Source organism: Butyricicoccus sp. OF27-2pH9A (assembly GCF_027693185.1).
Classification (GTDB): Bacteria; Bacillota; Clostridia; order Oscillospirales; family Butyricicoccaceae; genus Agathobaculum; species Agathobaculum butyriciproducens.
Window position 1 is genome coordinate 96,023 of record NZ_JAQEXK010000006.1, and the last position, 12,664, is coordinate 108,686.

The following is a 12,664-nucleotide window of genomic DNA, read 5'->3' on the forward strand; positions in this document are numbered from 1 at the left end:
GTACAGTCCTCCTATTATCTTCTTTAGTATAGCTGGAAGAAATATGTATGTCAATTAAAAATATCATAATGATATCGTAATATCATCGTGATTAGCATACCCTATAATAAGGTGATAGCATGCTGATTATAGGGGAACGAATTAAAATGCTGCGGGAGAGCCACAACATCTCACAGGCCGCGCTGGCAAAGCGGCTGGGCATCACACGGTCGAGCGTAAATGCGTGGGAATTGGGCCTGAATGTACCGAGTACGCAGTATATTATCGAATTATCCGAGATTTTCAAGGTATCGACAGACTATCTGCTGTGTGTTGCAAAAACGCAGACGCTGGATTTAACAGGTCTGGACGAGGAGGATATCGCCGTTCTGTATGCGCTGGCGACCCATCTGCGCAGAAAGAACCGCGAAATGAAATTATAAAAATAATTTGAAAAGTGTCTGCTCATGCAGATGCTTTTTATTATCCCATTGTTGAAAACCGGAAATCCGTACTATATAATTGTAAATATTCTGACAGATAACGGAGAAAACACAATGCAGAACGAAAAAACATCCGTTTTGGTGCTCGCACAGTGCGATTTGACCATGCGTGAGACGTTAAATACCCGATTCGGTACGCGGTGCGCGTTCACGTTCGCGGAGAACGGCGAACACCCGACCGCAGAGCAGCTTCGCGCGGCTGCGGTTATTTTCGGCGAACCGAGTGAAGCCCAGCTGGCGCAGACCGAAAACCTGCGTCTGCTGCAGTTGACCTGGGCGGGCGCGGACAAGTACACGCGCATGGAAAACCTGCCGCGGAGCGTGGTGCTGGCGAATGCATCCGGCGCGTTCGGCACGATCATCGCGGAGTACGCGATTGGCAGTCTGGTGGCGCTGTACCGCTCGTTTGGACGATACTGGAGCAATAAACAGGCGCATATCTGGCAAAAATACGACCATGCGGAGACGATTTCCGGAAAGACCGCGCTTGTACTCGGCATGGGCGACATCGGCGCGAATGTGGCCCGCCGATTGAAAGTCTTTGGCGCAGCTGTGCTCGGCGTGAAGCGCACAGCGGTTTCGGCTGTACCGGCAGACTTCGAGGAAGCGCATACACTCGATGCGTTAGACGCTCTGCTCCCGCGGGCGGACATCGTCATCGGCTGCCTTCCGAACACGCGCGAGACCGCGGGTCTGCTGACTGCGGAGCGTCTGCACGCGATGAAAGCAGGCGCGGTGCTGGTCAATGTCGGACGCGGCAGTCTGGCGGGGACGGACGATCTGGTGTCGGCCCTGCAGGACGGCCACCTTGGCGGCGCCGCACTCGATGTGTTCGAGACCGAACCGCTTCCGGCGGACTGCCCGCTGTGGGGCATGGAGAACGTGCTGCTCACGCCGCATATCGCAGGCCCGAGCTTCGGCGGCAACGCGGACGTGCAGGACACGATATGGCATATCTGCATGGACAATCTGGAGCGGTATTTGACCGGAAACCCGCTGAAAAATGTCGTAAACCGGTCGGAGGGATACTGATATGCGTTTCCCGCAGGTATAGCAACAAAGAGAGAACGAGCCGAAAGCCATGCTGTCGGCTCGTTTTTTGGTGCTCAGCAGTTTTTGAAAAACCAGATGATAAAGTTGATAACCTCTATGCCGAGGAAAATCAGGGCAACCACGCAGATGACAGCCGTTGCCGCCATAAACTGGATGGACGGTTCGCCCAGGCTTTCAATAATCACGCAGGTCAGCGCAATAAACCAGCTGATCATGCACGCCGTATGCAGCGGATGCTGCAGGATCCACTTGCTGATCTGACCGGATTCGTCGGATTTCGGTGCAGGCTCGGTTGTTTTCTGCTCCGCGGAGACAGGCCGGCGGCCGCCGGACGCATTCGGTGCATTGCGCGCCGCTTCCTGCATGCCCTGCCGGTAGTGCACATAGCCGTCAAGTCCCTTGCCGTAGAAGCCGTAATCGTCTTTTTTCATATGCCATGCCTCCTTTTCATGCTTTGAGTATCGCATATCGGGTGTCCGATAAAACGGACTCAGAAGCGGTTGAACACAAATGTTCCAAATTACTGCGTTTACCATAGCATAACCGGGCGCAAAATACAAGCGGCGGTGGTAAAAATGTATAAATGCTGGCAATTTTAATTGTGCAAAAGCAATGAAAAAGTTATAATTATGCCAAAACGACGCAAAATCGACAAAGTTTTGTGATAAATGGCATTGCAAAAAATGTAAAACGGTGGTATGATGTAGGCAATAAAGCGGCACAAGGGTACCCTTGTGTCTGAGGTACTCGCCCTCAGACACAAAACCTTCCTAAGTACAAATTTTGCAAAGGAAAGGCTAAACGGCACCGATTATGCCGGAAAAAACAATTTCGAGGAGGATAAACATGAAAAGAAGATTGTTATCGGCTTTTCTCGCTGTGATGATGGTGCTGACCATGGCACCGGTGGCATTTGCGGCGGATGGTAGCGAAGTTTCTTCGACTGTGGAAGTAAGCACTGCTACTGATTTGCAGTCTGCGCTGACGGAGGCCACGGATGGCACAGTTATTAAGTTGACTGACAATATTACTGTATCAAGTCGTGCAAAGTTCAGCGGTCAGAGTATGACTGTAACGCTGGATTTGAACAATTATACTTTGACTGGTTCTGATAGCGATTATGCACTGTCTAATGAAAATGGTAATGGTGCAACCACGGGCAAGTTGATTGTCAAAAATGGTACGATTAAACGTGCAGACGATGTAAAGGGTTCCAATTCGACTGTCCGCAACTACGGTCAGATGGAATTGAACAATGTACAGGTACAAGGTAATTACATTGTAGTTAAGAATGAAGAAACTGCAACGCTTATCATGAATGACTGCACTTTGACTGCACCGGATGTATATGGCAATAATCAGGCACCATCTGGTTTGCAGAACTGGGGTACTGCTACGGCAAATAATTGTTCGATTAAATCTGGTACGGCTGTAATGGCTGCAAGCTGGGCAGATAGCAAGCAAAGCTATGATTCTAACACTTCTCTGAATGATTGTACAATTTCTGGTAGTTCTTACGCTGTTTCTTCTGGTCGCGCAGATAAGTCTACTGCAAAGCAGATAGTCACTGTAAATGGCGGTAGTTATACGGGTAATATTAACTCCGGCGCAGGCAGCGACATTACGATTAACGCAGAAATCAAGGGTAAGATGCGCGTAGTTAACGATTTTAGCTACAACTTGGGTTCTGCCAGCTATATTACTTCTGGCCCGAGTAAGGTAACTCTGGCTGAGGGTGGTAGTGTTTCTGGCACGATTAACGCAGCTGCAAAGAATGGTAATACCTACTATTCTACGGTAACAAATGCTGTTGAAGAGGCAACGAATGGCAATACCATTGAACTCGTACAGGATACTACGGAAGATGTTGTTATTCCGGCTGACAAGACCATTACTCTCGACCTGAATGGCAAGAAGCTGACCAATGTTCAGAGCGATACCATTACTGTTACCAAGGGTGCAACTCTGACGGTGCAGGGCAAGGGCATTGTTGATAATGTTACTAATGCGAAAGCTCCTGTTTACAATAATGGTATTACCACTCTGAATGGCGGCAAGTACACTCGTAGCGCAGAAGCGGCGAATACTACTTCCAGCTCGGGCGGCAACAGCTATTATAACATTCTGAACCATGGTGTTATGACCATCAATGAGGGTGTAGAAGTATACTCTTCCGGTCATTTCTCCAGCTTGGTAGCAAATGGCTACTACAATTATTCTGATACGCAAAAGGGCGACAGAACTGCTTATATTGAGGGTGTAGGACATGCTGCACCGGAACTAACTATCAATGACGGTAAATTCTCCGGCGGTATCAACACCATCAAGAATGATGATAACGCAACACTTACCATTAATAACGGCGAGTTCAGCAATGTTACGCAGGCTGTTGTACAGAATAATAATATTGCAACCATCAATGGCGGTACTTTTGATGCAGACGGTTATCATGCACTGGAAAACTGGAAGTACAACAGCAATTATAATGCGGGTAATCTGACCGTTACTAATGGTAAGTTTGCAGGCAGTATTGCAACAAATGCAGCAGTATCGCTCAAAATTTCTGGTGGTCTCTACACTGAGAATCCGTCTAAGTACCTTGCGGATAGCGTCAAGGATAGTTATAAATATGCAGCTGTAAAGCATGCGTCTCCGTACCTTTTTGAGGTAAAGGAAATTCTCGACGAAAATGTTGAGGTAATTCCGAATGTTGGTGCAGCAGAGGCTAAAAGCGCAGCAGGCGTTGTTAATGAAGCTGATGTTGCAAAGGTTGATGCAGCTGCTAAGGTAGTTGCAGCACCGAAGATTAGCGAAGCAGCGGCTGTTGTTGCAGACAAAGTTGATGCTAAGCAGTATACAGAGAAGGCAACAAATATCACAAAGGCAGATCGAGTTGAAGTTCGCGCATATCTGGAAGTAACGCCTAAGGAGTACAGTGCGGATTCCTATAAGCTCAATATTACTCCGAAGTATGATATTGTTGTCGTAGGTACTGACAATCAGGAACAGAAGTTTACTGGTGATACGCTGCCGGTTTCCAACGAAACTCCGGTATCGGTTCAGCTCCCGGATGGTTTTGTAACTAACACTGATAGTTTGTATGTACAGCATAAGGGTCACGAGTACAATGCAGATGTTTCGGTGAATACCGTAAAGGTAGATGGCGTAGATAAGAATATTTACACTGCAAAGTTTAACAATCCTGACGGTTTCTCTGATTTTACGATTACCAAGACCACGCAGTCTGTTGCTGTAATCGGCAATAATAAGTACACTACCCTGCAGAATGCTATCGATGCAGCACAGACGGGTGCTACTATCGTTCTGCAGAAGGATTGCACTGAAAAGGTTACGGTTGCAGGCAAGAGCCTGACTATCAATCGCAATGGCAAGACTTTTGATGAAGCTAATGTAACGGTTGGCAGCAACTGCACCAAGGAAGTTAAGAACGACACGATTGTTGTTACCTACACCAAGCCGTCCTCCAGCTCCTCCGGCGGCAGCTCCTCCGGCAAGACGACCTACAAGGTAACCACCTCGGCGGTCAACAACGGCGGCGTAAATGCTTCTCCGTCCAACGCGGAAAAGGGCGCTACCATTACCATTACCCTGTCCCCGGACAAGGGCTACAAGCTGGATAAGCTGACCGTTACCGACGGCTCCGGCAAGTCCGTTTCCACCGTTAAGAAGAGCGACACGGTTTACACCTTCACCATGCCTGCTTCCGCAGTGAAGGTTGGCGTAAGCTATGTTAAGGCCACCGAAACCCCGTCCGAGACCAAGTTTAACGACGTTTCCGCGAACGACTGGTTCGCTTCCGCGGTTGATTATGTAACCGGCAAGGGCATGATGAACGGCACCGCAGCGAATACCTTCTCTCCGAAGGCTAATACCACCCGCGGCATGCTGATGACGGTTCTGGCACGCCATGCCGGCGAGGACACCACCGGCGGCTCTGTCTGGTACGAAAAGGGTATGAACTGGGCTAAGGCGAACGGCGTATCCGACGGCACCAACCCGCAGGTGAACATCACCCGCGAGCAGCTGGCAGCTATGCTGTACCGTTACGCACAGAACAAGAAGTATGACGTTTCCGGCGCGAAGAGCCTCGACGGCTATACGGACGCGCAGAGCGTAAGCAGCTATGCTGTTCCGGCGCTCCAGTGGGCGAATGCGGCTGGCGTTGTTAACGGCAAGTCCGGCAGCAAGCTGGACCCGAAGGGCTACGCGACCCGCGCGGAAGTAGCGGCAATGCTCATGCGTTTCTGCGAAAACGTGGAAAAGTAAGCGAAAATGCAACAAAAACCGCACAGCTTCGGCTGTGCGGTTTTCTTTTGCTTGCCAAAGACGCTTTTCTACGGTAAAATGGGAAATAGAGGAGAAGGGGAAAGAGAAAGAAGGAAATCCTATGCCAATCGGAGTAATTGTCAACTGTATCTCGGTGCTGGCCGGCGGCGTGATCGGTTCCGCACTGGGACACGTCCTGCCGAACAGCCTGAAAGAGCACCTGCCGACGCTGTTCGGCATGTGTTCGATCGCTATCGGTATCAATTCCATCATCAAGGCGGTCAGCATGACAGCGGTCGTGCTGGCGATTCTGGTGGGGTTTACCATCGGGCACCTGCTGCACCTTGAGGATTGGACAAGCCGGTTTTTTCATCGACTGGTCAAAACCATGCACCTCGGCGGGGATAATATTGATATGGAGTTCTACATCACGGCGGTCGCACTGTTCTGCTGCTCGGGCTTCGGGTGGTACAGCACGCTGACTGAGGGCATCGCGGGCGATCCGAACCTGCTGTTTGCAAAGTCCGTGCTGGACTTGTTCACTGCAATGATCTTTGCGTCCACGCTCGGCAAGGCCATCTGCGCTATCCCGCTGCCGCAGTGCGTGATTCTCCTGTGCGTGTTTATCGCAGGACGGCTGCTGTCCGGTGTGCTCACACCGGAAATGTTCGCGGATTTGTCCGCGTGCGGCGGCGTGCTGACTATGTCGGCCGGTTTTCGTGTCTCCAAGATCAAATCCGTGCCGCTGGTCGATCTCATGCCCGCGCTGATACTCGTTATGCCGTTCAGCGCACTCTGGACCATGCTGATGGGATAAATTTGAAGCAGACTCTTTTACGGGTCTGCTTTTCTTTTACTTGACAATAGTCCTAAATCATACTATAATGACGTGGTACGATTTAGGACTATTGAGGTGCATTATGGATTTTCGCAGACAAATGAACGACTTGTGCGCATATATTTTTCGACAGGATGAGCTGTACGATATCTGGGCGAAGCACAGCGGCATGAAACCCAGTACAGTAACGGTGCTGTATATGTTAGATCAGTTTTCGGAGATGACACAAGGAGGAATCGCGCAGATGTGCCTGCTGCCCAAGCAGACAATTCATACAGTGGTGCAGGAGCTGGAGCAGGCCGGTTATCTGGAAAAGGTGAGCGTATCCGGCCGCAAGGAAAAGCCGCTGCGCCTGACCGAATCCGGCAAACGCTACACAGCGGATAAGCTGGGCGGTCTGTATCGCGCAGAGGAACGCGCCGCCGCTGCCATGGGCACTGAGCAGTTCGCCATGATGGTGGAAATGACCCGAAAATTTACCGATTCTTTTGAAAAGGAGATTCGCAATGGAGCAGAATAACGCGCTTGCGCGCAAATTCAACGCCGCATCGCTGCTCCGATTCGCACTGCCGAACATTGCAATGATGATGCTGCTGTCGATGTACACCATCGTGGACGGCATGTTTATTTCGCGGTTTGCCGGCACAACCGCGCTTTCCGCAATCAATATGTCGTTTCCGCTCAACTGCCTGCAGATGGCTACCGGCATTATGCTCGGCACGGGCGGCAGCGCTATTATCGCCCGCCGGCAGGGAGAGGGACGCACAGACGAGGCGCGCCGCAACTTCACCATGCTGATTGCGGTTGCGTTGGGCATCGGCCTGATTTTCACCGTGTTTGGAAATCTGTTTCTGAACCCCGTCCTGCGTCTGCTTGGCACGAGTGAGCTGCAGTGGGCAGACTGCCGTATTTACACACGCATTCAGCTGGTGTTTGCACCCATGCTGTTTCTGCAGACTGCCTTCCAGACATTGTTCGTCACCGCAGGCAAGCCGGGCTTGGGTCTGCTGACCTCGGTGGGCGGCGGCATTACAAACGTGGTGCTTGACTGGCTGTTCATGGGCCCGATGAACATGGGCGTTGCCGGTGCGGCGATCGCCACCTGCCTCGGCTACTGCGTGCCGTCCATCGTTGGTCTGGTGTATTTCACCAAAAACCGCACCGGAAGTTTGTACTTTGTGCCCTTCAAATTTGACGGCGCAACACTGGCCGCCGCGTGCGGCAACGGCTCATCTGAGATGGTCAGCAATATTGCGAACGCCATCACCACGTTCGTGTTCAATACGCTGTTCATGCGCTACCGCGGTGAGGACGGCGTAGCCGCCATCACGATTGCAATGTACTTCCAGTTTGTGTTTACGGCGGTGTATTTCGGCTTTTCGATGGGCGTCGCGCCGGTTATCAGTTACAAATTCGGCGAGAAAAATATCCCGCAGCTGAGGCATATCTTCCGCATCTGCATAACGTTTGTGCTGGCGTGCTCGCTCGGCACATATTTGCTCTCGTGGCTGACGCTCGAGCCGGCGCTGACCCTGTTTACGCCGCGCGGCAGCAGTGTGTACGAGATTGCCATGCACGGCTTTCCGATTTATGCGGTCAGCTTCCTGCTCATGGGCACGAGTATTTTCGCGTCCTCGCTGTTTACCGCGCTCTCGGATGGTCTTGTGTCTGCGATCATCTCGTTTTCGCGCACGCTTGTGTTCCTCGTGGCGATGCTGCTGTTCCTGCCGCTGATTTGGCAGGAAACCGGCATCTGGCTGGCTGTTCCGGTAGCAGAGGCGCTTGGTGTGATGGTTTCGGTGTTTTTTCTCGTCAAGGGACGGAAAAAGTATCAGTATTAAGGAAAAGAGTGCTGTTTGGGGAACAGCACTCTTTTGTTATATATAGATAAAATATAACGAATGGTATATAGAATGAAGATGTAGAGTAAAGAAAAAGCCTGCAAACGGCGGGACACCCTACAGATATATTTAGATGGTATTCGGAGTTGTTTACAAGGCGGTTTGCGTTAGATTCGGTGCGCTAAGGTTGGCAAACCCTGCGGTAAAGTCTGACATCAGAATACTTCAAGCAGGAACGGATGGAGTGTCAGGACTACTGCAGCAACCGCAGAATCAAGGCAAAGCGAAAGGACCTGCCGCCTGTAATTCACAGGCAGCAAGCCCTTTCAGTCGCTTGAACAATTTTTGTCTGACTTTTAGAGGTCACTTCAAAAAATGCCTTGCTGTTGTATTTGAGGGAATGAAAAGCATTTGGAGCTGCTTTTCTAATTTGAAATATAGAAAGAAGAAAGAAATGCTAAGAAGAGTTATTCGCCGACCTTGACGAACACGCCGCCGGCCTGGCAGGACTCGGTAGCAGCCTTAGCCATGAGAACCGGACGCAGGCCATCGATAGCGCCGACAGCAGTCTGGGTATCGTTGTTGATTGCATCAACGAAGGAGATAACCTGGTTGATGAATGCCTGGTTGTAACGCTCGAGGAAGAACCACAGCGGCTTCTCGGAGTGAGCGCCGTCCTTGGTCAGTACGGTGGTGGTGTTCAGCAGGTCGTTGGCATCGGAAGCCATGCCCTTAGAGCCGAACGCCTCAACGCGCTGGTCGTAGCCGTAAACTGCCTGACGGGAGTTGTTGATAACAGCGATGCAGCCGTTAGCCATCTTCATGGTAACAACAGCGGTGTCAACATCCGGAATGCCGGACTCTTCCTGCAGGTTCGGGTTAACGAGGCAGGAACCAACAGCGGAGATCTCAACAGCCTCGGAACCGGTTACGTAGCGAACCATATCGAAGTCGTGGATCATCATATCGTAGAAGATACCGCCGGAAACTGCAACGTAGGAAGCCGGAGGCGGCTCCGGGTCACGGGAGGAAACGATAACGATATGCGGATCGCCGATCGTGCCGTCCTTAACTGCGTCTGCAACTGCCTTGTGGTTGTGGTCGAAGCGGCGGTTGAAGCCTACCTGGAACTTAACGCCCTTCTCCTCAACGAGTGCGAGCAGCTTCTTGATCTTGTCGATATCATAGTCGATCGGCTTCTCGCAGAATACGTGCTTGCCAGCCTGAACTGCTGCCATGGAAACATCGCAGTGCGTATCAGTGGAGGAGCAAACGAATACTACGTCTACCTCAGGATTGTTGATAACGTCCATAAAGTCGGTGGATACGCCCGTGATCTTGCGCTCTGCCAGCCACTCGCGTGCGCCGGACTTATCAAGCATCGGGTCAGCAGCAGCTACTACCTGAACGCCCGGTACGGAGTTGATCAGGTTGTTAATGTGCAGCTTGCCGATTCGGCCGCAGCCTACAACGCCAATTTTCAAAATGCCCATTGGAATTCTCTCCTTTTATATAAGGTGATTCTATTATAAACCACTTGCGGGTGTGCTTCAAGGGTGCAGCGTATTTTTCAGCGCACCGCCCAATTTTGAGGCTTCTGTTTGGTGAAAAATAGCAAAGCGGAGCGCAAAAAAATCGTGCAAAATATCCGTGCATTGTGCTAAAATAGAAAATGCACAGGAAAATGCAACACATTGCACGTTGGTGTCTAAAATGCGGTGAAACGCTTGTGCGCTTTACTGCACTATGATAAAATATGAACGTATTGTGGCAAAAATGTGTCTTTTAGGGATAAAAGAGGATACATGGATGCCTGAAAAGGAGAATATCTTATGAAGGTAACTGCACAGTGGATCGCAGAGCAGTGCGGCGTATCGCGTGGAACAGTGGACCGAGTTGTAAACGGCCGACCGAATGTAGCGCCGGAGGTGCGGGAGCGCGTGCAGAAAATAATCAGCGAATACGGCTACAAAACGCCGTCGCAGCGGCAGGCCGCCCGTGTGGGACACGGCGCATTCCACATCGGCGTGATTCTGCCGAGCTGGGATGCGTTTTTCATCCGCCGGATGCGTGAGGGCATTCGCGTGGCTGTACACAACCGCGGATTAAATGATGTAAATGTGCTGGTGGAGGAGCTGAAAAACCGCTCGCACCGTGCGTATTTCGAGGCCATCGGACGCATGGAGGAGCGCGGCATTGACGGTCTCATTGTCACCGCGCCGGACACGGTAGCGATGAGTGAGGAGATCGACCGGCTGGTCGCAATCGGCATTCCGGTCGTTACCTGCGACTCGGATGTGCGGCAGAGCCGCCGCCTGTATCATATCGGACAGAACATGGTCAAATCCGGCCGGATTGCCGCCGGACTGCTTGCACCGTACGTTGAGGGACAGGATGTGCTCGTCGTCACCGGCAACCGTGAATTCACGGCACACGGACTGCGTGTGCGCGGCTTCCTTGACCGTCTGCATGAGATTTTTGACGATAATGTAAACGTCAACGTCATCGAGAGCGTCGAGCAGTATGAGCTGACCTACGACGGCGTACTGCAGCAGGTGCGGCAGAACCCGCGTCTGCGCGGTATTTATATGGCAAATGAGTCCGTGCGCGGCTGTATGGACGCGCTCGAGCGCGCAAAGCCCAATCGGCGCATTCATGTTGTCTGTCACGATCTGACGCCGCATGCGCGCCAGTATTTGGAGGACGGACGGCTGGATTTCATCGTCGATCAGGATTTTTCGGCGCAGACGACGCGGGCGATCGAAGTGCTGGCGCATACACTGCGTACCGGAGAGTCGCCGCGGCAGAACATCGAATACATTCACACCAGCATTATCACACGGGAATTGTTGTGAGAAAGGAGCCTATATGAAAGCAAACTGGAAGCGCACACTGCTGTCTCTGGTGTTGTGCGCCGGATTTGTATGGCCTGCAGGCGCGGTAAGCACCGGACAACCGGCAGCGTCGCAGACCGGGATGAGCACCACGCAGAGCAAACCGGCGGCTTATACCGTCAAGAAAATGGGCCTGCTGGGCGTCAAGCGCACCGTAGAGAGCGACAATAACACGGTGAAAATGCTGAACAAAACGGCAGCTTCGCTGGACAGCAGCTCGTATATGTCGGGTTCGGCGTCCGGTGCGACCGGCGAGAGCGAGATAGCAATCTACGCTGCACTGATTGAGGATATGAAAAAGGCCATGGACGGACTGGATAAGACCAGTGATCTTTATAAGACCTATGCGGCACAGTTAAAGGTATTAGAGGATTACCAGACCAGCCTGAACCAGAACGCCGTCAGCGGCATGCAGCAGGCAATGGCCATGCTGTCCCAGCTGGATGACGCGGCGTACACGCTGCGCAAGCAGGCGAAAAACGTCTCCGGTCAGCTGGCGCTCGGTGCACAGACCATGCTGATTACCATTAAAAATCTGGGCTACACCAAGGAAAACCTGCAGGTAACGCTCACACAGCTGGACCGCAATCTGGCTGTGCTGAAAACGCAGAGAAAACTCGGCATGATTGGGCAGCTGCAGCTTGACACGGTGCAGAATCAGCGCGACAAGCTGGCGCAGTCCATCGACACCCTGGAGACCACCCGCGAAAACCTCGGTTCGAGCGTTGCGCTGATGTGCGGCCTGGACGCGAACACCATCGTGATGCCGGCCGACTTTGAGACGCTGTACGAGGGCAATCTGGATAAGATGTCTTATAATAAGGATTTGGAGCAGGCGCAGAAGAACAGCTTCCTCATCTGGCAGAAGCAGGACGCTGTGCGCAGCGCGTATAACTCGTACGACAAGAACATCAGCGGTACCGCTGAGGCGGTCAAGTCCGCTGAGGACGCACTGGCGGCGGCCAAGGAGTCGGTAGTGGCTGCATTCGACAGCACCTACAAGACCGTCAAGGACTGCCGGACGACTCTGGCAGCCAAGCGAACCGCACAGTCACAGGCGGAGCTTGACCTGAAAACCGCGACCGTGAAGTACAGGAAGGGCATCATTTCCAAGCTGGCGTATCAGCAGGCGCAGGATGCCGTAACGACCGCAAAGCTGAATGTAGAAAGCGCGTATCTGTCGCTGTATACCGCATATAACCAGTACGAATGGGCCAAGGAAGGCGTACTTATCACCACCGCAGCCGCATAACAGAAGGGAGAAAACAA

10 protein-coding genes are annotated in these 12,664 nt (G+C 51.9%); 8 read left to right on the forward strand and 2 right to left on the reverse strand.

Annotation, left to right across the window (positions count from 1 at the left end):
- Positions 1-119 precede the first annotated feature (119 nt).
- Both PG722_RS06685 and PG722_RS06690 read left to right on the forward strand, forming a co-directional pair.
- Positions 120-422, forward strand: a complete 303-nt coding sequence (locus PG722_RS06685; protein ID WP_330426318.1) for a helix-turn-helix domain-containing protein — start codon at positions 120-122, stop codon at positions 420-422.
- Positions 423-536: 114 nt separating this feature from the next.
- Positions 537-1,514 (forward strand): D-2-hydroxyacid dehydrogenase, encoded by a 978-nt coding sequence (locus PG722_RS06690; protein WP_270580036.1) that lies wholly within the window; start codon positions 537-539, stop codon positions 1,512-1,514.
- Between the two features lie 74 nt (positions 1,515-1,588).
- Here the strand turns inward: PG722_RS06690 and PG722_RS06695 are convergent, their stop codons facing one another.
- On the reverse strand, positions 1,589-1,966 hold the full coding sequence (locus PG722_RS06695) for a hypothetical protein (RefSeq protein ID WP_270384599.1): 378 nt from the start codon (positions 1,964-1,966) through the stop codon (positions 1,589-1,591).
- A 415-nt stretch (positions 1,967-2,381) separates the two neighbouring features.
- Between PG722_RS06695 and PG722_RS06700 the strand changes: the two genes are divergently transcribed.
- From PG722_RS06700 to PG722_RS06715, 4 genes are all read left to right on the forward strand, one after another.
- Positions 2,382-5,822, forward strand: a complete 3,441-nt coding sequence (locus tag PG722_RS06700) for an S-layer homology domain-containing protein (RefSeq protein ID WP_270580037.1) — start codon at positions 2,382-2,384, stop codon at positions 5,820-5,822.
- A 121-nt stretch (positions 5,823-5,943) separates the two neighbouring features.
- Positions 5,944-6,639 (forward strand): DUF554 domain-containing protein, encoded by a 696-nt coding sequence (locus tag PG722_RS06705; RefSeq protein ID WP_270580038.1) that lies wholly within the window; start codon positions 5,944-5,946, stop codon positions 6,637-6,639.
- Positions 6,640-6,742: 103 nt separating this feature from the next.
- The gene (locus tag PG722_RS06710) at positions 6,743-7,180 is read left to right on the forward strand and encodes a MarR family transcriptional regulator (RefSeq protein WP_158574682.1); all 438 of its coding nucleotides are present in this window, start codon (positions 6,743-6,745) and stop codon (positions 7,178-7,180) included.
- Positions 7,167-8,501, forward strand: a complete 1,335-nt coding sequence (locus PG722_RS06715; RefSeq protein ID WP_270580039.1) for an MATE family efflux transporter — start codon at positions 7,167-7,169, stop codon at positions 8,499-8,501. The genes PG722_RS06710 and PG722_RS06715 overlap by 14 nt, the downstream gene beginning before the upstream one ends.
- Before the next feature lie 467 nt (positions 8,502-8,968).
- Here the strand turns inward: PG722_RS06715 and iolG are convergent, their stop codons facing one another.
- Entirely contained in the window at positions 8,969-9,988 is a 1,020-nt protein-coding gene (gene iolG / locus PG722_RS06720; RefSeq protein WP_270555187.1) for an inositol 2-dehydrogenase, read from the reverse strand.
- A gap of 345 nt (positions 9,989-10,333) precedes the next feature.
- On the opposite strand from iolG, the gene PG722_RS06725 reads away from it, so the two are divergent.
- Together PG722_RS06725 and PG722_RS06730 are read left to right on the forward strand one after the other, a co-directional pair.
- Complete coding sequence (locus PG722_RS06725) at positions 10,334-11,356, forward strand: LacI family DNA-binding transcriptional regulator (RefSeq protein WP_270580040.1); 1,023 nt, start codon at positions 10,334-10,336, stop codon at positions 11,354-11,356.
- 13 nt (positions 11,357-11,369) lie between these two features.
- Positions 11,370-12,647 (forward strand): TolC family protein, encoded by a 1,278-nt coding sequence (locus tag PG722_RS06730; protein WP_270580041.1) that lies wholly within the window; start codon positions 11,370-11,372, stop codon positions 12,645-12,647.
- The last annotated feature ends 17 nt before the right edge of the window (positions 12,648-12,664 follow it).